The organism is Sorangium sp. So ce887 (assembly GCF_051521455.1).
Taxonomy (GTDB): Bacteria; Myxococcota_A; Polyangia; order Polyangiales; family Polyangiaceae; genus Sorangium.
On the sequence record NZ_CP150354.1, the window covers coordinates 6,986,697 to 7,012,095 of the forward strand.

Sequence of the window (25,399 nt, forward strand, 5' to 3'; positions counted from 1 at the left end):
GATCAAATCACGATCGTCTGAACACCCCTCCACTCGTCAGTAGCTCAGCTCCGGCTCTCGCGTCTTACCGCGGATATGGATCTGGAGCGTGAGCATCAACGCGGTCGGCGCGGCGACGAGCACGTGCGGCGATGGCGGCGGCGGAGGAAGGCCCTTCTCGAAATTGGAGACGTACACGTACTGCGCGTCGTAATAGCGCAGGCCCAGGAGGTTCGTGCCATTGAGGGCGAGATCCATGCCGCGCCAGCCGACCGCTGCGACGGCATCGAGGCTGACCGAGTCCTTGCCGGCTCGCCCGCCCGGGAGGGAGCGCCCCGCCACGCCCTCGACGCCGGCGCCCACGCGGACCGTCACCTCCTTGCCGAAGAGCTCGCCGACGGTCCCCGAGGCGAACACGTCGTCGCGCAGCACGAACGCCGGGGCATAAGGCACCGGGTCGCCCTCCGCGAAGCGCGCGTCGGATCCGGTGAAGCGGGCGTGGGTGTACGTTCCGCTCAGGTGCGCGCCGAACGGGCCCGAGCGCGCGCTCATCACGAGCTGCGCGCCGGCGCGCACGGACGGCGGGGCCTCGACGTGCTGCCGCGAGGTCGCGTCGAACACCCGGTCGTTGCCGAGCCACGAGCCGAACCCGACGGCCGAGCCCTGAAACAACCTCCCCTCCTTGAGCCGCACCCCCGCCTCGACGCTGCGGACCTTGGTGAACGGCACGCGCTCGCCCTCGGCGAGGTCGCGCGCCTGCGGGGAGCGGAACCCCTCGCCATAGCTCGCCACGACGTGCACGCCTCCGCGGACCGCGACATCCGCCATGACCTTGCTGGACACGACGAACCCCTGCGCTGTCCGCTCGATCCCGGCGTTGCTCGTGCGATCCCGAACGCTGTACGAGAGTGAGTCGAGGCGCGAGCCGCCGCGGACGACCACGCGGCGGATCGGGTAAAGCGAGAGATCGGCGTAGGCTGCGACGTTCGTGGCGTCGACGGTCGCGTCGACGAGCGAGGCGTTCTTCGTGCCATCCTCGAACAGGCGCGTGTCGGTCTGGTCGACCGTGTCGACGCGCGAAGTGACGCCCATCTCGATGGAATCGCGCTCCGAGGTGATGTCGACGGCGTGGCGGTAATGCAGCGTGAGGCCGACGGTCGAGGCGTCGTTCACCATCTCGCTGTCGTCGCTCTCGGCGAGCGGCTCGCCGGCGAGCTGGTCGAGGGCGAACCCGGTGAGGTTCTGGTGAAACGTCGTCTTGGTCTTGCCCGCGAAGGCGCCGATGCCGAGGATGCCGTCGCCGGGGCTCCACACGACCTCCGAGCCGATGAGCGCCTGCGATGTCCGATCGCGACCGAGCGGGCGCTGCGCCGCGTAGGGGTCGCCGCCGCGCTCGACGAAGGCCTGCGGCAGGTAGCCGGGGAAGTCGAAGCGCGCCGAGCCGATCGCCACCGTCGCCCGGAAGTCGACCTGCTCGTTGCCTCCGCCGAGCTGCCCCACGAAGGAGCTGCGCTCGCCCCCGCGCGCGCCGCCCGGCCCGTCGGTCGCGTCGGTCTCGAAGGCCGCGAACGTGTCCATCATCTCGTCGTGCTCGGGCGCGAACGCGATGAGCACACGCCTCGTCCCGAACGAGCCGACTCCCCCCTTCAACCAGAAGCCCGGCGCCGGGAGGCCGAGGTCCATGCGGAGCGAGCCGGCGACGCCGAAGTCCCCTTGCCTCGGGTCGTAGGGGCCGCTGGCGATCCGGACCGACCGGATCACCTCCGGCATGATGAGGCGCATGTCGGCATAACCGGGAGCACGGATGTGCGAGACCTGGTTCATCGGGATGTTGCCCGCGAAGATCTCGACGTCCTGGCCCGACGTGCCGTCGAAGCCGCGCAGCGACAGGTGCGGCGCGCGGCCGGGCAGGCCGCGGTCGCTCACGAAGACGCCCGGGGCGACGTTCAGCACGTCGGCGCCCGAGCCGTGCGGGGCCGCCGCGATGACCTGCGCGTCCACCTCGACGTCCGAGGCGCTCCGGGCCGGCGGCTTCGCCCGCACCCTCACCTCGATGGGCTTGTCCGGTGGAGCGCACGCGTCGATCTCGGCCTGGGTCTTCGCGTCGCGGAGGCAGCGCTCGTACGGGTCGGCGCGGGCCACGGCCGGCCAGAGCGAGGTGGCGAGCATCGAGATGGCGGCGGTCAGCTGCCCCGTCGACCACGAGCGCCGCGATGAAGTTCGACTCGATTCCGGTCTCCGGCGACGCCTCATGGAGCGATGATACAGACAACGGGACCGGAGCTTGGGAGCGGCGCGCCCGTCATGACCTGGCGCTCCACGCGCCGTCGCCGCGGGGAGATTTCACAAACGACTCAAATTTTTTACGGGGCTGTATTTCCGGGGATAACCGTGCTCGAGAGACACGGTTGCGCGGGCGGGAGGATGCGGATGGATTGGCGAGCGGAATACCAGAGAATAGCGGGCCGCTCAACGTAAGGACACCTTCCCTGCACGGCGCACCCGTCGGCGACGGTCGACGCGGTGTTCGGCATCGACGTGGCGCTGCACGGGCCGGCTCGGTTCAAGGCCCCCTCCCCGCGCGGTCGCCCCGTCGATCTCCTTCCAGGAACGCGCGCGCTCGCGCAGATGGTTTATCGCGACGAGCAGCGCTCGTACCGGTCGGGCTCCGGTCTTTCGCTGGCGCTCGCAGCTGAACGCCGGTACCTTGAGCAGACGCATGACCCCGGCGCTGGTTGCAGAAGTGTCTCGCCTCTATCAGGCAGCGTGGAAGGATCCCGCTCAGTGGAGGTCCGCGCTTGTTCGCGGTGAGCGCTTGTTGCGCCAACATCTCGAAACGGAGCCGGACTGCGTAGATGCGCTGACGTCGCTCGGCGCTGTTCTGTCTGACGCGGGGCGGCATGCTGAAGCCCTGATAGCGCTGCGACGCGCCGAAGGGCTCGGCTCCACCGACGCGAACACGTATTACAATCTGGCCGTCGCCATGATGAACACGAGCGAGCGCGGCGAAGCGCGCGGCTACTTCGAGCAGGCCGCTCTGCTCGAAGCGGGGGCAGGCACCCTGCAGGCCTACTTTGATCCACACGCACACTGAACAAGCAGGCCGCAAGGAAGGCTTGACCGCCAATCTCCTCTTTCCCCTGCGTCCCTTGCCCCCTTGCGGTCCTCTTCCCCGTCTCCCCCATGTTACCCAGCAGGGCGCTGGTGCCGACCCCAGCTGCCCGCCCCGAGCAACGCGAGGAGCGCGGAGCGAGCGCGGACGCGCGCCTGGCCGGGGACTCCGGCCCCGCGGGCCGATGCGCCGTCAGGCCCGGGCGCCGTACGGGCAGCCGTTGGACCTCGCGGCGGGCGCCGCCGCGGGGGCGGCCGCGATGGGCTCCGCGGCCGCGGGCTCGCCCCGAGTCGCCGGCGCCGCGCGCGCCGCCCTCACCGGCTCCCGCCGCTTCAGGATCATGCGCATGCCGTTCACCGGCTGCAGCGAGATGAAGCCGCGGCAACGCGGGTCGAAGCCGGGGACCAGCCGGAGTCGATACCGCTGGAGCGCCATCGCGACCATGATCTTGCCTTCGAGCTGCCCCATGAACTCGCCCAGGCAGATCCGCTGGCCGGCGCCGAAGGGGATGTAGGCGAGCTTGTCGTCCGCGCTCCGCCGGTGATTCGCGAAGCGCTCGGGGTCGAACCGCAGCGGATCGCGCCAGAACTCCGGGTGCCGATGCGTGACCCACGGGACGATGGCCACCGTCGACCCCGCGGCGACGTGGTGGCCGCCGAGGACGTCATCCTCCAGCGGGCTGCGGAGGATGAACGGCACGGAGGGCAGGAGCCGGAGGCACTCGTTGAAGACCATGGCGAGGTAAGGCATCGACTCGAAGTCCTTCGCCGTCGGGGCCCGGCCGCCGAGGACGCGGTCGATCTCGTCGGTGAGCCGGGCGGACACCTCGGGGTGCTGCGCGAGGAGGTACAGCGCCCAGGAGGCGGTGACGCTCGATGTCTCGTGCCCGACCATCAGGATGGTCTTGATCTCGTCCCGCAGCTGCGCGCGGTCCATCGTGGCGCCCGTCTCGGGATCGACCGAGCTCATGAGGCGCACGAGCACGTTGTCCGCGTCGCCCGCGCCGCGCTGATAGCCGTCGATGATGCCGTCGATCACGGTGTGCACGCGGTCCATGGCCCGGCGGAAGCGCAGGTGGCTGGGCAGCGGCCAGGACAGGGGCGGGTTGACCAGGGAGTACATCCGGTTGAGCGCGATCGACAGCGCGTATTTGAACGCCTCGCGGACAGTGTCCGTGTGGGCCTGCAGCGCGGCGCCGAAGAACGCCTCGCCCGCGATACCGAACGTCACGTCCATCATGTCGTCGTTGATGTCGCGCTCGAACTCCCCCGGCTGGGCGTCCCAGCGCCGCAGCGCCGCCTCCATGTGGTCGACGATGATGGGCACGAGCTTGAGCGTGTTCGCGTGGTTGAACTGGGGCTGCACGTGCCGGCGCTGGCGCCGCCAGAGCTCGCCCTCGCTGTTCACGAGGCCCCAGCCGAGCACGTGGGCGAGCTCGTGATACCGCTTGCCCTTGGGGTAGTTCCGGATGTTCGCGCGGAGGACATGCGCGATGTCGTTCGGGTGAAACGCCATGACGAAGTCCTCGGCGCCGGGCGCCCGCAGGCGCACGACGTCGCCGTACCGCGCGAAGAGGTGCTCGTAATGACGCATGTCGCCGGTCCTGAAATTCGCCAGGTACCGCAGGCTGGCCAGCGGGCCCGGGCCCGGGGGCTGCCGATAGAGATTGGCAATCATGACTCCTCCTTCTCCGCTGTCTGAAAGGAAGCTCTCGCGAGCTCACGCGAAATTCCGCGCGCCGAAACCAGGCCGGCGCCCGCCATCGCAGCCGTCAGATGCACAGCGAGCCCCCGCCGTCGACGGTGAGGGTCGCGCCGTTGATCATCCGCGCCCCGTCCGACAGGAGCAGCAGGACGGCCTCGGCGACGTCCTCCTCGGTGCAGAGCCGGCCGCCCGGCGTGCGAGATTCCCAGTAAGGGAGGATCCGCTCGTGATCCGGGTAGTTGCTCGTCACGTGGCCGTAGATCGGCCCGGCGGAGATGCAGTTGACCTGCACGTTCCGCGGGGCGAGCTCGACGGCGAGCGCGCGCGTGAGCGACTCCACCGCGGCCTTCACGGCGCCCATGGCGCCGAAGTGCTCGAGGTACCGCGACGACCCGTTCGACGACAGCGCGACGATCCGCCCGCCGCCGTGGCGCTCCATCAGGCGCGCCGCGCGCATGGCGCACTGGTGATAGCCGATGACGTTTGTGCGGAACGCGAGCTCCCAGTGCTCCGGGGTCGTCTGATCGAGGGGGCCGAACCGGCCGTTCGACGCGTTGCTGACGAAGTGGTGCAGCTCGCCCACGTCGCGCGCGATCGCCTCGAAGAGCTTGTCGACGTGCGCGGGGTTGGCGACCGAGCCCCAGACGTGCACCGCGTCGCCGCCGGCGCCGCGGATCTCGTCGGCGGCCGCGTCGCCGTCGTCCCGCGAGTGGAAGCTGTTGATGACGACCCGCGCGCCGGCGCGCCCGAGCTGCGTCGCGATGGCGCGGCCCAGCCCGCGGCTCGATCCGGTCACGAGGACCGTCTTGCCCGCGAGCGCGGCCAGAGGAGCCGGGTTCGCGCGCTGGGCGACGGGAGCCGCCGGCGCGCGCGCCGCGACGACCTGCGCGGAGGGCGCGGGCGGCGTCGCGCCGAGGAGGCGCGCGAGGCCGGCGACCGTGCGGGCCTCGTCGAGCGCCCCCGCGAGGGCGTCCGGCAGGGCGCCGCGCTGCCGGAGGAGCGCGCGGACCTCGTCGCGGCGGCGGCGGTCGAGCCCGAGGTCCTCTTCGAGCAGCGCGTCGGGGACGAGCAGCTCGACGGGGTGGCGCGTCACGTCCGCGAGCGCCTGGACAACGACGCGGAGCGCCTCGCCCGCGGACTCCGGCGACGGCCTTGCCGTCAGGCCCGCCGGCTGGGCGGCGCTGCTCGCCGCGCCATCGCCCGCAGCGTGGCCGTTGGCGTGCCCGGCCGGCTCCGCGTGGCCGTTGGGCTCCGCGTGGCCGTTGGCGTGCCCGGCGAGCCCCGCGTGGCCGTTGGCGTGCCCGGCCGGCTCCGCGTGGCCGTTGGCATGCCCGGCGAGCCCCGCGTGGCCATTCCCATGCCTCTCGCCCCCCGCAACGTCGGGCCACGGCGCGGCGTCGGAGTGCGCCACGAGCGTGCGCGAGAGGAAGTCGCTGACGCGGGCCACCGTGCGCAGCTCGTCGGGCTTCGCCTTGAGCGCCTCCGAGAGGCCGAAATCCGCGCGCAGCGTCGCGAGGATCTCGCCGCGCTTCACGGAGTCGATACCGAGGTCCTGCTCCAGGTCGGCGTCGGCGACGACGACCTCGTCGGGGTAGCGCGTCATGCGCACGAAGACGGAGCGAACATGTTCGAGGAGATCTTGAGCTTGCATCGTGGAAACCTCGTGGTTGTGAGAGCCATTCATCCCAGAGCGGCGACCGGAGGGACCGGCACGGTCGCGACGAGCGCGAACGCACCGGTCAGCACGGCCCGGCCGAAGAACTGCCCGCCGCGCGCGGTCAGCGCGAAGGCGCGGACGGAGGGCGGCGCGAGGCGCACGCCTCCCGGCGGGAGCGCGATGTCGATGTCCCGGAAGGAGAACCGGGCGGGCAGATCGAGCGCCCCCGTCTTGTAGAGCGCCTCCTTCGCGCTCCAGAGCAGCGTCTCGAGCGCGGCGCGATCGACCCCCGCCGCGACGCCGCGCGCGAGCCCACGGCGCTCGCGCGGCGTGAAGTGCTCGTCGGCGAAGACCGCCGCGCGCGCCTCGACCCGCTCGACGTCCACGCCGACGGCGCGCGCCGTGGTGACCGCCGCCGCCGCGAGGTCGCCCGCGTGGGAGAGCGACAGCGCGAACGCGCCGTCGTCGAAGCGCGGGGGACCGCCGCCGGGCCCCGTGATCGCGCAGGCGAGGTAGTCCGCCGGCCGGTGCGCCGCGAGCGCGGCCGCGTCCAGCGAGACAAGCGGCGCGCCGCGGCCGGCTGTGAGCTCCAGCCGCAGCCACTTCGCGGCGACGCGCGCGCACGCGGACTGCGCCCGGCGGGCAGCGACGCGCTGGCCGGCGCACGCGCGGCGCTCGCCGGCGGTCAGGTAGGGCTCGAGGCGCGCCGCCGTGCCTTCGTCCGCCCGGACGACCGCGATCGCGAGCGGCGGCGTCACGACGCCCCCAGCGGCAGCGACGCCGGCGCGGCCCCGCGCGCGTCCGCAGCGACGCGGCCCACCACGAGCCCCTCGAGCCCCTCGACGTCGAGCAGCACGCCGCCCGCCGGGTCGAGCGCCTGGGCCCACGCGCCGAGGACGCGAGCGCCCGCCGCAGCCGGGACCGCGGCGACGAGCCGGACCGCGCCGCCCGCGTCGCGGATCGCGAGGTCGTTCGCGGCCGCTCCGAAGCGGATGCGATCGACGCCGCCCGCGGCGCACACCGGGAACGCGCCCGCCTCGTCGCGGCGCAGGGTGCCGAGCGTCAGGAGGGCGTCGAGCAGGAGGAACGGCGTGGCGGCCGCGCGCAGCCGCCCGAGGGCGCCGTCCTCCGGGGCGCGGAACCGGGCCGATTTGAGCGCGTCTCCGAGCACGAAGGTGCCGAGGTGATCGAACCACCCTGCGTGCCGGAGCGGCGCGCCGGGGCTCGCGTACGGATCGCGGACCGCCGGCCCCTCGACGCGCCCGGCGTGGCGCGGGGCGAGGGCGTCGCGGCGGGCGTCGAGCGCGCCGAGCTCGACGACGCAGGTCGCGAAGACCACGCCGGCGCGGAGGACCACGCCCGACCTGTGGACGAAGTCGCCGCGCACCTCGACGGCGCACGCAGCGCGGCCGCCGGCGAGCCGCTCGTGGCGGGTCGTCACCGTGCGCACCTCGCGCGCCGCGTCGTCGGGCAGGTGCAGGAACTCGAGGAAGCGCACATCGCGGACCTCGCGGACGAGCGCGCCGCCGTCCGCCGTCGCGAGCGCGTGCCGGACGGCCAGCTCGACGAGGAACGCGCCGGCCGCGACGGCGCTCGAGCGCGCCCGGTGGTCGGAGAGCCACGGATCGACGCGCGGATCGAGCGTCCACGTGCGATCCGGCGGGCTCGCCGGCGCACCGGCCGCGGCGATGCGCGGCGTCGGCGCGCCCGCCGCCGCGATGCGCGGGGCGAAGCGCTCGATCTCGCTGTCGGTGAGCAGGACGTGGGCCGCGCCGGCGGGGCGCTCGGCCACGAGATCGAGGAAGATCTGCCTCCCCTCCTCCGGCTCGATGCCCCGGAGCCCGCGCGCCGCGCCGAGCGCGCTGTACTCCGACCCGGCGGTCATGCCGACGCCGTTCCAGCCGAGCCAGGCGATGCTGGACCACGGGCCGGCGTCCGCCTCGGCCGCGAAGTACGCGGCGGCGCGGTTCAGCGCCTCGTTGGCCGCGCCGTAGTCGGGCTGCCCGTCGTTGCCGAGCACGCTGAACGCCGACGTGACGAGGTGGACGTGCGGGCGGGCGGCGGGCAGGTGGCGCGCGAGAGCGCGCCGGAGATGGCCGAGGCCCGCGAGCTTCGTGTCGACGATCCGCTCGAAGAGCTCGAGCGACTTCGACGTGAGCCGGCTCGACACCTGGATGCCCGCGCCGTGCACGATCAGGTCGACCCGGCCGTAGGCGGCAGCGACCGCGGCCACGGCGCGGTCGACGTCGGCGCCGCTCGTCACGTCGGCGGCGTGGTAGTCGACGCTGCCGCCCCGCGCGCGCAGGTGGGAGAGGACGCGGTGCGCCTCGCGCGCCGACCGGATGCGCGCGTAGCGCTCGCGCAGCGCGGGCATCCGCACGCCCCGGCCCTCGCGCAGCGCCTCGGCGTAGAATTCCCGCTCGTACGCGTCGAGCTCCGCGTCGGTCATCGCGAGCGTGCGCGGGGGAGCGTCCTCCAGCCGCGAGCGGCCGAGGAGCACGGCGCGGCAGCCGAAGCGATCGAGCAGGCCCTCGACGAACTGCGCCGTGATGCCGCGCGCGCCGCCCGTGACGATCGCGACCGCGCCGGGGCCGAGCGGCGAGGCCGCGCGCGGGGTCAGCTCCGAGGCGGCGCGGGCGAGCTGCACCACGTGCCGCACGCCGCCGAGATCGACCACCTCCTCGGGGGCGGCCGGCCGGGCGCGGCGCCACTCCTCGAAGAGCGCGCCGAGCGCCGCGGCGGCGCCCTGCGCGTCCGTGTGGACGACGCGCACGTCGCCGCCCGGGAGCTCGCGCGCCAGCGACTTCACGAAGCCGCCGACCGCGCCGCTCGCCGGCGCGAGCCGCCCGGCCGGGTCCACCGCGCCGACGACGACGGCGGCGAAGGCCACGTCGCCGCGCGCCACGGCGTCGTAGTAGCGGCGCGCAGCGCCGAACAGCGCGCGCAGCGCCGGCCGGTACGAGCCCGGCGCGCCGTCGAGGAACGCACGCGCGTCCCCGGCGCGGGTGAGCACGACGACCGCGTCGACGTCGTCGGGCGCGAGGGCCCCGAGCGACGCGCGGAGCCGCTGCTCGTCGCGGGCGTCGATCGACGGCCCCCCGCCGCCGGCCTCGGATCCCGGCGCCGCGAGATCGCCCGGGGTCCCGGGCGCGTCGTCGGGCGCCGCCTCGCCGGCGAGCTCGAGGACGCGCGCGCGCTCCTCGGCGGAGCGGGCGGCGCGACGCACGTCCGCGGCCAGCGCCGCGTCGGTGCAGACGTAGAGGATGCGGGACGGGACGCGCGCCGCGGGCCCCGTCGCCGGCACGCGCGCGATCTCGGGGACGTAGCGGTGGATCGGCGTGCCCGTCGCGAAGCCCGAGGGCGGGGGCGCCGGGGCGACGCGCACCCCCTCGGGGGGCGCGACGTGGACGGCGCGGGCGTCCGAGGGCCAGCGCACGACGGCGGCGCCGTGCGCGCGCGCGTCGCGGATCGCCGCGAGGAGCTCGACGGCGCCCTCGGCCCCGCGCAGCCGCGCGCGCGGGCCGCGCGGGTCGTTGACGACGAGCTCGCGGCCGGCGAGGCCGCCCTCCGCCGCCCCGGCGCCTGTCGCGACGTGGAGGCGCGCGAGCACCGGCCAGGCGTGGCGCGCGGCGGTGTCCTCGGTGCACAGCGCGACGAGCAGCGCCGCCTCGCCCAACGGCCGCGGGTCACGGGTCGCGGACGCGCCGCGCGCGACGTCGTCGCTGAACGCGTTGACGGCCCCGGCCAGCACGACCTCGCAGTCCTCGTCGAGCACGAGATCGGCGGCCGCGAGCGCGTCGAGCAGCGAGGTCGCGGAGGTGTCGACGACGAAGTTCGGCCCGCGCAGGCCGAAGACGTTGGCGACGCGCCCGGAGATGACGTTGGGCATGTTGCCCGGCTGCGTGTACGGCCCCGTCGCGGGCGAGCCGGCGCGGAGCGCGCCCACCGTCGCGGAGGCCAGCGCAGGGCTCACGCCGCGCGCGCGGAGCGCCCGCGCCACGCGGTCGGCGAAGAGCCGCTCGTTCGCGCGCGCGCCGCGGCGCGTCTTGCCCTCGTGGCCGACGACGACGCCGATGCGCTCGCCGAGCTCGCGCGCGGGCAGCGCCGCGAGCGCCTTCTCCGCGGCCATCGCCGCGAGCAGCTGCGTCGGGTCCATCGCCTCGAGGGCGTCCGGGAGGACCGGCGCGCGGGCCGGCAGCCGGAGCGCGCGCTCGTCGAACGCGAGGACGTCCGAGGGCGCGTCCGCGGGCGCGCCGACGGCGCCGGGGAACACGGCCCCCAGCCCGACGACGCACAGCGCGCGGGCCTCATGGCGCGGCCGCGGCCGCGGCGCGTGGCGGCCGGGCCGGTGCTCCTCGACGATGAGGTGGGCGTTGGTGCCGCCGAAGCCAAAGCTGTCGAGCGCGGCGCGCAGGGGGCGGGCGCCGTCGGCGGTCCACGGGGCGGCCGCCGTCGAGATGGCGAACGGCGAGCGCGGAAGGTCGATGCGCCCGCTCGGCGCCTTGAAGCCGTGCTGCGCGAAGAGCGTCCGCTCGCGGATCGCGAGCACGACCTTGATGAGCGACGCGACGCCGGCGGTCCAGCCCGTGTGGCCGAGCAGCGACTTGACGCTGCCCAGGGCGATGCGCGGCGCGCCCTCGTCGCCGGCGAACACCTCGGCGAGCGCCTGGAACTCGGTGGCGTCGCCGACCGGCGTCGCGGTCGCGTGCGCCTCGACGTACTGCACGGATCGCGGCGCGACGCCGGCGCGCTCGTAGGCGCGCCGCATGGCCAGGCTCTGCCCTCGGCTCTGCGGCACCGTGACCGACGGGCTCGGGCCGTCGCTCGACACGCCGCTGCCGAGGAGCACGGCGTCGACGCGATCGCCCCGCGCGCGGGCGTCGTCGAGCCGCTCGAGCACGACCACGGCGGCGCCCTCGCCGAACACGACGCCGTCGGCCGACGCGTCGAACGGGCGGCTGCCGGTCGCGGAGAGCCCGCCGAACTGCGAGAACTGGCACGCGTTGGTCGGGCCGGGCTGGTAGGCGCCGCCGGCGATCACGACGTCGGCGAGGCCGCGGCGCAGCATCGCGGCGCCGAGGTGCACCGCGTGCATCGACGACGCGCAGGCCGCGTCGACGACGACGGTGTGCACGCCCTCACGCACGACGTCGCGCACGACGCGCGCGAGCGGCTCGAGGTGGCCGCGGCACGCCGCGCGCCGCTCCGCGTCGAGCCCGAGCTCGCCCGCGAGCGCCTCCGCCACGGCCGCGCTGTCCGCCGGGCCGGCGGCGATGCCGGCGAGCGCCCGCTCGACGCCGAGCAGCAGCGTCGCCTCGTCGTGCTCGATCGAGCCGTCCGCCGTGGACCCGAGGAGGCACGCGATCCGCAGCGGCGCGCCGTCGCGGAGCACCGCCGCCTGCGACCTGGCCTCGGCGAGCGCGCACGCCAGCATGCGGGCCGTCTTGGGTAGCCGCTCGAGGGTGGGCGCGTCGTACCCGGTCCGCTCGGCGTACGGCCCGAGCGCGTCGACCGTGCCGACCAGCAGGCTGTAGGTCTTGTCGGCGGCGCGGCCTGGGTTCAGAAAGTCGGTCGCGAGCTCCGGGTGTCGCGCGCCCGTGTCGGTGATCCCGCACGTGCCTGCGCGCAGCTGCGCGCGGTAGGCGTCGACGCCGCCGGACCCCGGCAGCACCGCGCCCATGCCCACGATCGCGATCGGGGTGGCGCCCGCCGTGGAGGCGTCGTCGTCGTCCGGGGTCGCCGCGGGCGCGGCGGGGGTCGCGGGCGGCGCGGCGCTCGCGGGCATCGCGGCGCTCGCGGGCGCGGCGTCTCCGCGCGAGCCGCGGTCGTCCCGGTCTTCCTCGGGGAGCGGCGCGACCGCCGTCAGCGCATGTCCAGCGGCGCGCAGCGCCTCGACCGCGCGCCGGTGCTCGGCCACCACGTCCTCTCCGGCGCGGAACGTCGCGATCACGCGCAGGTCGGGCCCCGGCGGCGCGTTCCGCCGTACGAGGGCGGTCAGGGTGCCGCCGCCGCCGCACTCGACGAAGGTGCGGCAGCCCGCCGCGTGGAGGTCGCGCACGGCCGCTCCGAAGTCGAGCGGCGTCACGAGGTGCATGGGGAGCAGGCGCGCGGGCGCGAGCGGGCCCTCGCCGTAGTGAACGCGGTCGATCGGCGAGTACGTGGCCAGCGCGGGCCGCGCCGCGCCGGCGCGCCCGACGGCGCGCGCGAACGGACCGACCGCCGTTGCGAGCAGGGGCGAATGGAAGGCGTACCGGCTCGCGAGCACGGTCGCGCGGACGCCGGCGCCCTCGAGCCGCCGCTCCAGCGCCGCGATGCCGTCCGCCGTGCCCGATGCGACCGCCTGGTCGGCCGCGTTGGCCACCGCGACGAACACGTCGTCCCGGCCGAGCGCCTGCACCTCGTCGCGCAGCCGCTCGGCGCCTGTGTGCGCCGCGAGCATGCGGCCGGGCGGCGCGCCGCGGAGGGCGAGCACCCGCCGGCACACGATTTCCGCGGCCGTCGCGAGGGAGAAGGTCCCCCCCGCGGCCAGCGCGGCGATCTCCCCGAGGCTGTGCCCCGCCACGACGTCCGGCTCGAGCCCGGCGGACCGGAGCAGCGCGACGGCGACGTAGTCCTGGACGAGGATGCCGAGCTGATCGAGGTCGGCGCACGCCTCGAGGGCGCCCCGCGCCTCCGCCTCGCCGGCGGCCACGAGCGCCGCGAGCGACGCACCGAGCAGCGCTCGCGCCGCGGGCTCGGCCGCGGCGACGGCCGCGCGCGCGGCGTCAAAGCGCGCGTGGAGCGCGCGCAGCAGCCGGAGGTCGAACGAGCCCTGGCCGGGCAGGAGCAGCGCGACCTTCGCGGCGCCTCCGCGGCCCTCCCGCGCGGGGTCCCCTTCCCGCGCGGGCTCGTCCGCCGCGCCCGCCGCGCTCCACTGCGTGCGGTGCGGGCGCGACGCGTGCAGCGGCCCCCGCGCGACCTCGACGGCGTGCCGGAGGAGGTGCTCGGGGAAGAGCTCGCGCAGCGCGGAGCCGCCGCGCAGGGCGAGCTCGACGAAGCGCTGGTGCGGCACCTGCTCGTCGAGGGCCCCGACGTGCATCGTCACCGACCTGGACAGCGGCGCGAGCTCGTCGCTCGTCGCGGAGACGGCGACGATCCGCTGGTAGCCGCACGCCACCGGCTCGCCGTCGAAGCGGACCGTGCGGAAGTAGCCGTACGCGCTCGAGCGCGTCACGCCGCCGAGGGTCATGAAGATCGCGACGCGCTCGCCCACGCGGACCGGCGCCAGGTTCCGGCTGTAGCCCTCGGTGGTGAGCAGCCGGATCGCCGCGCGATCGTCCTCGTACGGGAGCGTGCCGTCCGCGGCCTCGGCGAAGTAGAGCGTCTCGCGCGCGATGCACTGGAAGCGGAAGTTGGTGAGATAGTGATGGCTCCCGTAAGCCATGCTGTCCTCGAACTTCACGCAGTACGGAACGACGAAGTACTCGCCCATGGGTCCTCTCCACGCAGCCCACCCCCGCGCGCGGCGACGCACGTCGTGCGTCCCTCACCGCCGCGCGGTCCGGGCTGTCGAAATAAGTGTACCTACACGTAAATGCGCACCACGGGTGCGCACCTCACCGCCGCCGCGGCCCGGGCAGCGATCCATCGACGGATCGGTCAGAGCGCGCCGGGGCCTTGAGAACCCCGGCGCCGAGCCAGCGGTCGAGCGGGGAATGCCGCCCCGCATCGTGGAAGTAGGTGTACCTGCACCTGAACAGATGTCAAGCAGTTCGGGACGTCCGAAATGGCCGGCCGGCTCGAAATGGTGTACATACACATTTGTGGTAGATTTTGCCCGGGCCTCCGAGATCATCGCGAGCCAGTGCGCCCTCGTGCGCGTGCGTCGCGCGTCGCGCGCGCTCACGCGGCTCTACGACGAGAGCCTGCGGCCCTCGGGGCTCCAGGCGACGCAGCTCACGATGCTCGTCGCGGTCGCGACGTGCGGCGACGGGGGCGTGAAGCTCGGCGCGCTCGCGGACGGGCTCGTCATGGATCGCACGACGCTCACGAGGAACCTCGTGCCGCTGGAGAAGACGGGCCTGCTCCGGGTGGCGCGCGCGCCCGACGACGCGCGCGTCCGCCTCATCTTCCTCACGCGCCAGGGGGAGCGCGCCATCGAGGCGGCGTTCCCGCTGTGGGAGCGGACCCAGAAGCACGTCCGCGAGCGGCTCGGCGCCGGCAAGGCCGACGCGCTCCGCGAGGAGCTCGGCCGCGTCGTGGCCCTGGCCGCGCGACCCGAGAAGGCGTCGGCGCCGGAGCCGCCGGCGCCGGAGCCGCCGGCGCGGCCGGCCAGGCGCAAGGCGAAGTGACGATCGCCTGAGGCGCCGCGGGGTCGCCCGGCGCTCTCGCCGGCAGCCGGCGGATCGAGCGGCCGGGCGGCGCTCAGCTCGACCTGGAGCGACACGCTGGTCGCCCTCTCCGGCGCCCGGGCGCCTACGGCGCAGAGCCGCCGGACGACATCCCCCTCGCGAGCAGCTTCATGAGCGCCGCCGGCTCGACCGGCTTCAGCAGGTGGTGATCGAACCCGGCGTCGATGGCGCGCTGTCGGTCGGCGTCCTGGCCGTAGCCGGACACCGCGATGAGCATGCACCGATCGAGCGACGGCTCGCCCCTCAGCCGCCGCGCGAGCTCGTATCCATCGATCCCCGGCAGGCCGATGTCCAGCACCGCGACGTCCGGCCTGTGCTCCCGCACCAGCTCCAGCGCCACGAGCCCGTCGTGCGCGACCACGACGTCGTGACCCCACCGCTTCAGGGAAACGGCGAGCAGGTTGGCCGCATCGTGGTTGTCGTCCACCACGGCGACGTGCAGGCGCGCCGCGCGCATCGCCGGCTCGCGCTCGCGGGCGCCCACCGCCGCGCCCTCGCCGCGCAGCGCCGGGAGGCGCACGATGAACTCGGCTCCTTGACCGACACCCGCGCTCGCGCACGAGCACGACCCCCCGTGCAGCTCGACAAGGCGCTTGACCAGCGCGAGGCCGACGCCGAGCCCGCCCCGGGAACGGTGCAGGGACTGGTCCCCTTGGACGAAGACGTCAAAGACATGCGGCAGCAGCTCCGGAGCGATGCCTCCCCCGTCGTCGCGCACCGAGACGACCACCTCGTCGTGGTCGCCGCGCGCCGACAGCCAGATGTTGCCGCCCGGCGGCGTGTACTTCGCCGCGTTGTTCAGCAGGTTGCAGAAGACCTGCTCCAGGCGCGTCGCGTCCCCCTGCACGGCTGGCAGGCCCCCGGCGATGGAGAGGTGGAGCTCGTGCCGGCCCGCCTCGATCGGCCGGCGGCTTGTCTCGACGGATTGCTGGAGCACGCGCGAGACGTCGACGACCTCCGCGCGGAGCGTGATCTTCCCCTGGCTGATCCGCGCGACGTCCAGGAGGTCGTCGACCAGCCGCGCCATGTGGCGGACCTGGCGCTCCACGACCGCAGCGGCGAACGTGACCGCCTCCGGGTCCTCGTCGGGCGCGCTCAGCAGGGTCGAGGCCGTGTGGATCGCGGCCATCGGATTGCGCAGCTCGTGCGCGAGCATGGCGAGGAACTCGTTCTTCCGGCGGTCGGCCAGGACGAGGTCCGCGAGGCGCTGCTCGGCGAGGCGCTCGAGCGCGCGGCGCTCCGCGATGGCGCGAAAGACGAGCACGGCGCCGATGATCTCGCCGCTCGCGTCCCGGATGGGCGCCGCGCTGTCGTCGATGGGCGTCGCGCCGCCGCCCCGCGCCACGAGCAGGGTGTGGTTGGCGAGGCCCACGATGCTCCCTTCCTGCAGCACCCGCCCGGTGGGGCTCTCGATCGGCTCTCGCGTCACCTCGTGGATGGCGTGGAACACCTCGTCCACCGGCCGGCCGGTCGCCTCGCCCTCGGTCCAGCCGGTGAGCTGCTCCGCAACAGGGTTCATGAAGACGACACGCCCGCCGACGTCGGTCGCGATCACGGCATCTCCGATGCTGACGAGGGTCACCCGCAGCCACTCGCGCTGCCGGTCGAGCTCCCCGCTCGCGCGCCGCTGGGCCGTGATCTCCCGCCGCAGGCGCTCGAGCGTGCGGTTGAGCTCCACGAACGCCGCCAGCGCGGCCTGCTCGTGCACGAGGCGGAGCATCACGATCGCCGGTGAGCCCTCCGACGAAGGGCGCACGACCGCGCCCTCGACACGATAGCGGCGACCCGCGTTGAGCGTGAGCGTGCCGAGCGTCGGCTGGCGCACGCGCGCGCTGCGCCTCAGCAATCCCTCGACGTGCTCCCGCGCATCGGAGCAGAGCGCGAAGAGGCGCTGGCCCTCGCTCACGCTGCCGAGCTCCTTGCGGGCGCGCTGGTTCGCGGCGACGACGAGCCCGTCGGTCGACACGAGCAGCACAGGCTCGGGCAGCACATCGGCGAGCTGGCCGAAGCTGAGCATCACCATGCAGCGCGCTTATCCCTTGAAATACACCTGACCTGCCTGCCCGTCGGGGTCGGGCGACGGCTTCAGGTGCACGACGACGCGGCAGCCGGCGTGCCCCTGCGCGATCGCCTCCTCGATGACCACGCGCGCGTAACCCAGGTTCTCTGCGGTGATGACGCCGAAGACGTTGGATGTCATCATGCACAGCGCCTGTCGGTCCTTCACCAGCTCACCGAACGGGCACGCGCGGTTGCCGAGCACGAGCTTCTCTTCGCTCTCCTCGATGACGTAGAAATCCCCCTGGATCCGCCGCTTGAGGTCCACCAGCACCTGGGTGACCTGCTCGCGTGTGAGCGTCGGCGCCTGAAACCCCGACCGGTACTCCTCGTTGAGCCTGTCGCCGATCTTCTGGCCCACGATGCTCACGAAGCCCGACGCCTGCTCGAGGCCGACGACCTCCTGCAACGTTCCGGCGAGCTCGCGCAGGAGCTGCCGCAGAAAGTGGTCTCTGTCGAGCTGTACAGGTAACCGCCGAACGGCCTCTGCCGCGCTGCTCATCAGGAAGCCTCCTCGTCACCAGGTGCACGCTGGGGTTTACCATGCGCTGCCCCCGCCAGCCGACCCGGCAAGAAGCGGCCAGTCACACCTCGACCATGGCACAGGAAAGTTCTTGCCGCATCAAAAAGCGGGCCTCCCTCCGTGACGGGGAGATCCGAAGCCCGGCGACCGCGCTCCGCGGGCGCGCCGAGACATGCGGGCGAACCCTCGCCGGCGCAGCAGGGTCGAGGCGCCGCAAGCGCGTAGTTGGAGCCAGGGAGATCAAGGAGCGCAGATGACCACGGGGGCCGAGAGCGGCAGTCGAGAGCGGCGCAGGAGCACTCGACCTGTCAAGTGCGCATACCTCGACTCGGGTCTGACGACCTGCTGGAGGAGAAAGCCGGCAGGCGGCGCGGAGCTCCGCCCCGGTGTGGCGCAGCGCGACGCATGGACCTCGTGACGAGCGTGTCCAGCGCGGACGCGCCCCTCGCGGACGGGCCACCGCGACGCGGTGTGGCCGGCGCCTCGACACAGGACGAGCGCGCCCTCGCATTACGTCAGGAACTGATCGGGAACACCGGCAATGCCGGTGATACCGGCGATACTGGTGATACCGGCAATACGACGAGAACGTATCTGCCGACATTATAAATGACGCTATCGAAGCGATGGCCTGCTGGTATACACAGGGACAGGCGCATCGATCCCATCGTGTCTGTGGAGATCGATGCGCCGCGGAACAGCACAGCCCTGTGGGTGAGTCTGCCCCAGCGAGCGAGGTCTATGAGCACGCAACCGACAGCGCAGCCTTCCTTCGAGTTGTTCTTCGAGGCCTGCCAGCAGCCCTTCTGCGTCGTGACGGCCGAGGGTCGGCTGGTGAAGTGGAACGCGGCGTGCGCGCGGGCGCTCGGCCGGTCCGCCCTGGATCTCAGCGGCAAGCCGCTCGACGAGATCGTCGTCGAGACGGATCGCGCGCAGGTGCGCTCGACGCTCGGCGGCCTCTTCCCCGGCCCCTCGACGGCGGACCTCGAGTGTCGCGTGCTCCGCGGCGACGGCTCGACGCGCCTGCTCTCGCTCCGCGCGTCGACGTACGGCCGAGACGACCTGGCGTACGGCGTCTTCGAGGACATCACCGGCCGACAGGCGAGCGCGGCCGAGAGCTTCCTCGCGGAGGAGGTCTATCAACAGATCCTCGACGTCATCGAGGACATGGTCCTCGTCAAGGGTCCGAGGTCGAAGCTGCTCTGGGCCAACAAGGCGTTCCGCGATCTCTACGGCATGAGCAACGCGGAGCTCCACGGCCTGGTCGACTCGCCGCGCACCGAGCCTGACTTCACGCAGCAGTACGTGAGGGACGACCAGCGCGTGTTCGAGACCGGCGATCGGCTGGTCATCGAGGAGGAGCCGGCCACGCGCCACGACGGCGCGGTCCGGACGCTGACCACGGTCAAATCCCCCCTGCGGGGCGCCGGAGGCGAGGTGATCGGCACGGTCGGCGTCTCGCGGGACATCACGGACAGGAGGCGCGCCGAGCGGGACCGGCAGCTCCTGGAGCAGGCGATCGGCGCGGCCTCCCAGGGCATCCTCGTCGCGGCGAGCGACGCGGAGGAGCTGCCCGTCACGTACGTGAACGCCGCCTTCGCGCGCCTGTCCGGTCGGCCTGTGGCCGAGCTCCTGGGCGCCTCGTTCCGGCGGCTCGTGGGCAACGTCGCCGACGCGGTCGCGGCCGAGCAGCTCGCGCGCGCGGTCGCCGAGCGCCGGGAGATCTCGGTCGAGTTCCCGGCCGAGCGCGACGGCGGCGCGCGCGCCTGGATGCGCATGGCGCTCACGCCGGTGCGCGACGCGTCGGGCCAGGTGACGAGCTTCGTGGCCATCCAGACCGATATCACGGCCGAGCGGGAGCGGCGGCGCCACGAGCTGGCGCTGAAGGAGCAGCAGCACCTCATCGAGCGCCAGCAGCGGACCATCCACTCCCTGGTGACGCCGATCATCGAGATCTGGGACGGGGTGCTCACGATGCCGATCATCGGCGTGATCGACAGCGTCCGCGCGGCCGAGATGATGACCGCGCTCCTCGAGGCCGTCAGCGCGCGCAGGGCGCGGTTCACCATCGTGGACCTCACCGGGGTCGACATCGTGGACACGGCGACCGCGAACCACCTGCTCAAGCTGGTGCGGGCCACCCGCCTGCTCGGGACCACGTGCGCGCTCTCCGGCATCTCGCCCGCGGTGAGCAGGACGCTGGTGGGCCTCGGCGTCGAGCTCGGCGAGCTGCGCACGTTCAGCACGCTGCGCGCCGCGCTCCGCCATGTGCTCGGCCAACTCGGCGTCTCGGTCGTCCAGGTGCACGCGTGAGCCGGGGCAACCCGGGGGATCGGCAGCGCGTCGTGTCTCCACCCATCGGCTGAGCCCGGCGGGTGCGGCGCCAGCGCTCGGTTGCGGTAAGCTCCGCGAAAAGCGCGGCTGCTTCCTGGCGGCGCTCGAGGCAGAATCCGCGCTCGCCCCCTCTCTCTCGCCCGAGCAAGAGCACCTCCTCATGGCCGATCTGAACGATCCCGCGCGCCTCGCCGAGCTGCACCAGGTGCTGCTGCGCGACGACGCGGACGCCATTCTCGACTCCTGCGTGGAGCGTGCGGCCGAGCTCGCCCAGGCGCCGATGGCGCTGGTGAGCTTGATCGTCCGCCACATCCAGCTGTTCCGCGCGCACCGCGGCCTGCCGCCGGAGCTGTGCGTGAGCTGCGCGACCTCGCGGAGCAGCTCTTTCTGTCAGCTCGTGGTCCGCCAGGAGGCGCCGCTCATCGTCGAGGATGCGGTGCACGACGAGCGCGTGCCCAAGGAGCTCGTCGAGCGTTACGGCATCCGCGCCTATGCGGGGGTGCCCATCCGGGTGCGCCGGCACGTGGTCGGCTCGTTCTGCGTGCTCGACGTCGTCCCCCGCGGGTTCGGCCCGCGCGTACTCGAGGGCCTCGAGCGGCTCGCCGCCGAGGTCGGCGCGCGGATCGAGGCCCTGGAGAGCGACGCGCCGCCGCCGAGCCGTACCGTGAAGGAGCGCCTCGCGCGGTTCGAGCAGACCGCGCGCACGCTGGAGCACGCGCTCGCGGCCATCGCTCCGGTGATCGCCGAAGCGCAGAGCGCCGCGGCGACGCTGCCGGAGGCGCCCCCGGCGTCGCTGAGCCCGGCCGACCTGCGCGCGGCGGTCGACTGCTACAGGGACATGTTCGCGATCGCGACGGAGCTGGCCGAGGACGCGATGCTCCTTTCGCGCTCGTGCTCGGCCGAGACGGCCGCCGAGATCGCCCTGGCGACGCGCTCCCTCGCGCGGGACATGGTCGAGATCAGCCCGCTCATCCGCCTCGCCGAGGGCGTGCTGCAAGGCACGCTCGACGAGAGAGCCGCCGCCAGGGCGGCGCACGTCGTGCGGGACGCGCTGGCGGCGCACGAGACCGCCTCTGCCGCGGTGCGCCGGATCCTTGCCACGGTCGAGCGCGCGCGAGCAACGGAGGCGTGGTGAAGGGCAGAGCCTACCAGCTGCTCCGTTCCTGTCTCGGCGACAAGGATCCTCCGAGCGCGCGCGATGCGTTCATCTATGCGCGGATCATCATGCGCGCGCGCGTGGTGCCCGAGGAGATCACGCCCGTACTCGACGACCCCGAGGTCGAGCGCCGGCTGGAGCACGCGCTGGACGAGATCCTCCGCCGCGCATAGGGCCACGGGCGCCCGGCGGCCGGTGCGACCTGTGTGACCGAATCGATGGCTCTCCCACTTTTACCTTCACCCCTCGGGGTGGGCCTGCTATGCAGCGAAGCTGTCTTCTTTGCTGATGCGCCTGCTTGACACCCCTTGCGCGATGCCGGGCGCTTCGATCGAGAGCCTTCCTTGGAGAGTACAATGAGCCACGATGTGACGACTGGACTGTTCGCTGGGCCGAGGTGGACGCGCGGCTTTCTGCATCTCGCGCTGCCGGCGATGATGCTGCTCGGCTGTAATGGCTCGTCGGGGGACTCGGCATCAGGGGGCGGCGACTCGACGACATCGACGTCCTCGGGAGGCAGCGGCGACGCGTCCACGTCGACCTCGACGTCCTCGGGCAGCGGAACGGGCGGCGCCGGCGGAACGGGCGGCGCCGGCGGAACGGGCGGCGCCGGCGGAACAGGCGGCGCCGGCGGAACAGGCGGCGCCGGCGGAACGGGCGGCGCCGGCGGAACGGGCGGCGCCGGCGGAACAGGCGGCGGCGACGCATCCACCGTGGCGTCCACGTCGGCCTCCTCGGGCGGCGGCATGGGCGGTTCCGGCGGCACGGGCGGCGGCGACGCATCCACCGTGGCATCCACGTCGGCCTCCTCGGGCGGCGGCGATTCCTCCACGTCGAGCGTGACCTCCACGTCCGCCTCCTCGGGCGGCGGCGCCGGCGGCATGGGCGGCGGCGATTCCTCCACGTCGGCCGTGACCTCCACGTCCGCCTCCTCGGGCGGCGGCGCCGGCGGCATGGGCGGCGGCGATTCCTCCACGTCGGCCGTGACCTCCAGCTCCAGCAGCGTGACCTCGACGACCTCGACCGGGACAGGCCCGACCACCGGAACGCCGGTCGAGCGGCACGGCCGCCTCCGCGTGATGGGCAACCGCGTCGTCGATGAGTACGGGGAAGAGCTCCAGCTCAAGGGCATGAGCATGTTCTGGAGCATCTGGGAGGGAGAGAAGTTCTACAACGCTTCCGCCGTGAACACGCTCGTGGACGACTGGGATGCGACCATCGTCCGCGCCGCGATGGCCGTCAGCATGTCGGGACTCGGCTACATCCATAGCCCGGAGGCGGAGAAGAACAAGGTCCGAGCGATCGTCAACGCCGCCATCGCCAAGGGCATCTACGTGATCATCGACTGGCACGATCACAACGCGGCCCAGGCTCCGAACAAGGAGGCAGCAAAGCGCTTCTTCCGGGAGATGGCCACGGAGTACGGCGATGAGCCCGCGGTGATCTTCGAGATCTTCAACGAGCCGGACAACGAGAGCTGGGCAGAGGTGAAGTCGTATGCCGAGGAGGTGATCGGCGTGATCCGCAACGCCGGCTCCGACAACCTCGTGATCGTCGGGACGCCGACCTGGTCGCAGGACGTGGACGTGGCCGCCAGGAACCCGATCACGAGCGACGACAACGTCGCCTACACGCTGCACTTCTATGCCACCACGCACAAAGATGCGCTGCGCACCAAGGCGAGGAACGCGATGGCCGCGGGGCTCCCGCTGTTCGTGACCGAGTGGGGCACCTGCAACGCCAGCGGGAGCGGCGCGCTGGATCTCGGCGAGGCGCAGAGGTGGCTCGACTTCCTGAACAGCAACAACATCAGCTGGCTCAACTGGTCCATCGTCGACAAGGCGGAGGCCTGCGCCGCGCTGAGGCCCGGGGCGAGCACGGGCGGCCCGTGGTCAGATGGGCAGCTGACCGAGTCGGGGCGGTGGGTGAAGGAAAAGCTCAAGGCGCCTTGAGCCGGACGGGGATGCGGAGCTCATCGCTGGAGATCGAGCTCCGCTCATGACCGTGTGGGTCCGTGTTCGTACGACATCGCGGGGCGCGCTTGCGGCGACGTCCGCGTGAGCGTGGGTGCGGTCGCTGGGCCTACCGCGCCCTCGAGAACGACGCGCTCCACGTCGGCGCCACGTCGGCGATGATCTCCCTGTACCGCGGGGGGATGTCGGAGAGCTCGGTCATCTGCTGGATCGTGAGCACCTCGGCGCTCCCGAACCCGACGGGGCAGCGCAAGGCCCATTCGATGGCCTCTTCCTTGGAGCTGACCTCGATCAGGTAGAAGCCGCCGACCAGCTCCTTCGTCTCGACGAAGGGCCCGTCGAGGACGGTGCGCTTCCCCCCGGAGATGCCGACGCGGGCGCGGGCCCCGCCGGGGTTGAGCCCCTCGGACGCGACCAGCACGCCGGCCTTCATCATCTCCTCGTTGAATTTCATGTACGCGGCGAAGAGCTCGTCGTCCGGAGGCCCATCCGCCTCCGCCTTCGCTTCGTTGGTGCCAGGTGCTGCGGTGATGATGAATCGCATCGTCGTGTCTCCTTCGGGTGGGATGCGGGGCGCCCGGACGGTCTCGACCGGCTGAGCCCTGCCACTACCGTCACGACGAACGAGGGGGCGCGCGATCGACGGGGCGGGCGCGCTTTTGTGCGGGGTCGGCAAAATTGCGACAACGAGAGAATTTTGCAATTATGCTGTTGTGATGGGATGATGTGGGCTCAGCTCAACCCGGGTGGCCGGGTCCGGGCACCTCAACCCGGGTGGCCGGGTCCGGGCACCTCAACCCGGGTGGCCGGGTCCGGTCACCTCAACCCGGGTCGGGTCACCTAGCCCGGGTCACCTCAACCCGGGAGGGTCACCTCAACCCGGGTCACCTCAACCCGGGTCGGGGCCGCGGGCACCTCAACCCGGGTCGGGTCACCTAACCCGGGTCACCTCAACCCGGGTCGGGGCCGCGGTCACCTCAACCCGGGTCGGGACCGGTCACCTCAACCCGGGTCGGGACCGGTCACCTCAACCCGGGTCGGGACCGGTCACCTCAACCCGGGTCGGGGCCGCGAGCACCTCAACCCGGGTCGGGGCCGCGGGCACCTCAACCCGGGTCGGGTCCGGGCACCTCAACCCGGGTCGGGTCCGGTCACCTCAACCCGGGTCGGGTCCGGTCACCTCAACCCGGGTCGGGTCCGGTCAGGTCCGGTCAACCCCGGTCCGGTCCGGCCGGTGAGCCCCCGCACGCAAGCGGCTGTCCCGCGCGCTCGCCCCTCCGCATCGAGGGGGTGAAAGGACCTCGGGTGCCCTCTCAGATCAGCGTCGTCAACGCGCCTCGCAGGAAGTCACGCGCGACGACGACGTCGTGAACCTCGTCCGGGCCGTCGGCGATGCGAGCGGCGCGGGCGAAGCGGTACCAGAGCGAGAACGGCATGTCCTCGCTGTATCCGAGCGAGCCGTGCATCTGGATCGCGTCATCGAGCACCTGGCAGAGGAGCCGCGCGACGTGGTTTTTCGCCATCGATGAGTAGGGTCGCGCCTCCTTCTCCTTGCCTTGCTCGAGCATCGCCGCGCAGTGCAGCGTCATCAGGTTGCCGGCGTGGATGCCCGACGCCGCGTCGGCGATCTTCTTCTGGATCATCTGGTGGTGCGCGAGCGTCTTGCCGAAGCTCTCCCGCGTGAGGACGTACTCGCGGCACATCGCGAGCGCGCGGTCGGCCCAGCCGAGCCAGCGCATGCAGTGCGTGAGGCGCGCCGGCACGAGGCGCCGCTGCGCCAGGAGGAAGCCCTCGCCGACGCCGCCGAGGACCGCGTCGTCGCCGACGCGTACGGCGTGGAAGCGGAGCTCGGCCTCGCGGTGCGCGAGCATCGGCGGGCTCATCACGGGGATGTCGCGCACGTGCTCGACGCCCTCGGCGTGACGATCGACGACGAACATCGTCGCGCCGGTGCGAGGATCGTCGGATGTCCGCGCCATCACGATGAGGAACGCCGCGTCGCCGCCGCCTGTCGTGTACCACTTGTGGCCATCGATCACCCAGCCGCCGTCGACCCGGGTCGCCTTCGTGCGCAGGTTCGACGGATCGGCGCCGGCACCGGGGGCGGGCTCGGTCATCGAGAAGCCGCTCGTGATCTCGGCCCGAGCGAGCGGCGCGAGGTACCTGGCGCGGATCGCGGGAGAGGCCGTCTTGAGCAGGAGGTCCATGTTGCCCTGATCCGGCGCATCGCAGTTGAAGCAGGCCGCGCCGAGCGGAGAGCGGCCCATCTCGCGAAAGAGCGCGCACATGCCCATGATGCCGAGCCCCAGCCCGCCGTGCTCCGCGGGCAGGTGCGGAACGAAGAGCCCCTCGGCCCGCGCCCGCGCGCGGAGCGCCGTCAGCGTGTCCTTCCGTCGCGCGCGATCCTCCTCGAGGATCGAAGTCTCGCTCGGGATGACGTGCGCGTCGACGAACGCGCGCACTCGGCCGCGGAGCTCGGCCAGCTCGGGGGGCAGATCGAAGGAGATCGTCAC

The 25,399-nt window shown here is 73.1% G+C and carries 15 protein-coding genes; 6 read left to right on the forward strand and 9 right to left on the reverse strand.

Features of this window, described 5'->3' with window-relative positions; all coding sequences use genetic code 11:
- Window positions 1–36 precede the first annotated feature (36 nt).
- Window positions 37–2,148 carry a TonB-dependent receptor gene (locus tag WMF36_RS25890; protein WP_437573428.1) on the reverse strand — a complete coding sequence of 704 codons (2,112 nt, stop codon included), beginning with the start codon at window positions 2,146–2,148 and terminating at the stop codon, window positions 37–39.
- Window positions 2,149–2,698: 550 nt separating this feature from the next.
- Between WMF36_RS25890 and WMF36_RS25895 the strand changes: the two genes are divergently transcribed.
- Window positions 2,699–3,073 (forward strand): UDP-N-acetylglucosamine-peptide N-acetylglucosaminyltransferase, encoded by a 375-nt coding sequence (locus WMF36_RS25895; RefSeq protein ID WP_437573429.1) that lies wholly within the window; start codon window positions 2,699–2,701, stop codon window positions 3,071–3,073.
- 210 nt (window positions 3,074–3,283) lie between these two features.
- Here WMF36_RS25895 and WMF36_RS25900 read toward each other — a convergent pair whose 3' ends face one another.
- The 4 genes from WMF36_RS25900 to WMF36_RS25915 form a co-directional block, all read right to left on the reverse strand.
- Window positions 3,284–4,768, reverse strand: coding sequence for a cytochrome P450 (locus WMF36_RS25900; RefSeq protein WP_437573430.1), 1,485 nt, complete (start codon window positions 4,766–4,768; stop codon window positions 3,284–3,286).
- A 94-nt stretch (window positions 4,769–4,862) separates the two neighbouring features.
- Window positions 4,863–6,446 (reverse strand): SDR family oxidoreductase, encoded by a 1,584-nt coding sequence (locus tag WMF36_RS25905; RefSeq protein WP_437573431.1) that lies wholly within the window; start codon window positions 6,444–6,446, stop codon window positions 4,863–4,865.
- A gap of 29 nt (window positions 6,447–6,475) precedes the next feature.
- The gene (locus WMF36_RS25910; protein ID WP_437573432.1) at window positions 6,476–7,210 is read right to left on the reverse strand and encodes a 4'-phosphopantetheinyl transferase family protein; all 735 of its coding nucleotides are present in this window, start codon (window positions 7,208–7,210) and stop codon (window positions 6,476–6,478) included.
- On the reverse strand, window positions 7,207–13,923 hold the full coding sequence (locus WMF36_RS25915) for an SDR family NAD(P)-dependent oxidoreductase (RefSeq protein ID WP_437573433.1): 6,717 nt from the start codon (window positions 13,921–13,923) through the stop codon (window positions 7,207–7,209). The genes WMF36_RS25910 and WMF36_RS25915 overlap by 4 nt, the downstream gene beginning before the upstream one ends.
- Window positions 13,924–14,254: 331 nt before the next feature.
- Between WMF36_RS25915 and WMF36_RS25920 the strand changes: the two genes are divergently transcribed.
- Complete coding sequence (locus tag WMF36_RS25920; protein ID WP_437573434.1) at window positions 14,255–14,782, forward strand: MarR family winged helix-turn-helix transcriptional regulator; 528 nt, start codon at window positions 14,255–14,257, stop codon at window positions 14,780–14,782.
- Between the two features lie 124 nt (window positions 14,783–14,906).
- Here the strand turns inward: WMF36_RS25920 and WMF36_RS25925 are convergent, their stop codons facing one another.
- On the reverse strand, window positions 14,907–16,865 hold the full coding sequence (locus WMF36_RS25925; RefSeq protein WP_437573435.1) for an ATP-binding response regulator: 1,959 nt from the start codon (window positions 16,863–16,865) through the stop codon (window positions 14,907–14,909).
- A gap of 9 nt (window positions 16,866–16,874) precedes the next feature.
- Window positions 16,875–17,402, reverse strand: a complete 528-nt coding sequence (locus tag WMF36_RS25930) for a methanogen output domain 1-containing protein (protein ID WP_437573437.1) — start codon at window positions 17,400–17,402, stop codon at window positions 16,875–16,877.
- 762 nt (window positions 17,403–18,164) lie between these two features.
- Between WMF36_RS25930 and WMF36_RS25935 the strand changes: the two genes are divergently transcribed.
- The 4 genes from WMF36_RS25935 to WMF36_RS25950 all read left to right on the forward strand — a co-directional run bounded on the left by WMF36_RS25935 (window position 18,165) and on the right by WMF36_RS25950 (window position 22,865).
- Window positions 18,165–19,736 carry a PAS domain-containing protein gene (locus WMF36_RS25935; RefSeq protein WP_437573438.1) on the forward strand — a complete coding sequence of 524 codons (1,572 nt, stop codon included), beginning with the start codon at window positions 18,165–18,167 and terminating at the stop codon, window positions 19,734–19,736.
- Between the two features lie 181 nt (window positions 19,737–19,917).
- Window positions 19,918–20,892 (forward strand): GAF domain-containing protein, encoded by a 975-nt coding sequence (locus tag WMF36_RS25940; protein ID WP_437573439.1) that lies wholly within the window; start codon window positions 19,918–19,920, stop codon window positions 20,890–20,892.
- Window positions 20,886–21,086 carry a hypothetical protein gene (locus WMF36_RS25945; RefSeq protein WP_437573440.1) on the forward strand — a complete coding sequence of 67 codons (201 nt, stop codon included), beginning with the start codon at window positions 20,886–20,888 and terminating at the stop codon, window positions 21,084–21,086. Before WMF36_RS25940 ends, WMF36_RS25945 begins: the two co-directional genes overlap by 7 nt.
- Window positions 21,087–21,281: 195 nt before the next feature.
- Entirely contained in the window at window positions 21,282–22,865 is a 1,584-nt protein-coding gene (locus WMF36_RS25950) for a glycoside hydrolase family 5 protein (protein WP_437573441.1), read from the forward strand.
- A gap of 130 nt (window positions 22,866–22,995) precedes the next feature.
- Here WMF36_RS25950 and WMF36_RS25955 read toward each other — a convergent pair whose 3' ends face one another.
- Both WMF36_RS25955 and WMF36_RS25960 read right to left on the reverse strand, forming a co-directional pair.
- Window positions 22,996–23,430 carry a YciI family protein gene (locus WMF36_RS25955; RefSeq protein WP_437573442.1) on the reverse strand — a complete coding sequence of 145 codons (435 nt, stop codon included), beginning with the start codon at window positions 23,428–23,430 and terminating at the stop codon, window positions 22,996–22,998.
- A gap of 769 nt (window positions 23,431–24,199) precedes the next feature.
- Window positions 24,200–25,399, reverse strand: a complete 1,200-nt coding sequence (locus WMF36_RS25960) for an acyl-CoA dehydrogenase family protein (protein ID WP_437573444.1) — start codon at window positions 25,397–25,399, stop codon at window positions 24,200–24,202.

What these genes read in the sequence shown, in the direction of transcription:
- WMF36_RS25925 (WP_437573435.1), bottom strand. Translation starts at nt 16,865, where the DNA reads ATGGTGATGCTCAGCTTCGGCCAGCTCGCCGATGTGCTGCCCGAGCCT.
- WMF36_RS25895 (WP_437573429.1), top strand. Translation starts at nt 2,699, where the DNA reads ATGACCCCGGCGCTGGTTGCAGAAGTGTCTCGCCTCTATCAGGCAGCG.
- WMF36_RS25930 (WP_437573437.1), bottom strand. Translation starts at nt 17,402, where the DNA reads ATGAGCAGCGCGGCAGAGGCCGTTCGGCGGTTACCTGTACAGCTCGAC.
- WMF36_RS25935 (WP_437573438.1), top strand. Translation starts at nt 18,165, where the DNA reads ATGAGCACGCAACCGACAGCGCAGCCTTCCTTCGAGTTGTTCTTCGAG.
- WMF36_RS25890 (WP_437573428.1), bottom strand. Translation starts at nt 2,148, where the DNA reads ATGCTCGCCACCTCGCTCTGGCCGGCCGTGGCCCGCGCCGACCCGTAC.
- WMF36_RS25900 (WP_437573430.1), bottom strand. Translation starts at nt 4,768, where the DNA reads ATGATTGCCAATCTCTATCGGCAGCCCCCGGGCCCGGGCCCGCTGGCC.
- WMF36_RS25915 (WP_437573433.1), bottom strand. Translation starts at nt 13,923, where the DNA reads ATGGGCGAGTACTTCGTCGTTCCGTACTGCGTGAAGTTCGAGGACAGC.
- WMF36_RS25940 (WP_437573439.1), top strand. Translation starts at nt 19,918, where the DNA reads ATGGCCGATCTGAACGATCCCGCGCGCCTCGCCGAGCTGCACCAGGTG.
- WMF36_RS25905 (WP_437573431.1), bottom strand. Translation starts at nt 6,446, where the DNA reads ATGCAAGCTCAAGATCTCCTCGAACATGTTCGCTCCGTCTTCGTGCGC.
- WMF36_RS25955 (WP_437573442.1), bottom strand. Translation starts at nt 23,430, where the DNA reads ATGCGATTCATCATCACCGCAGCACCTGGCACCAACGAAGCGAAGGCG.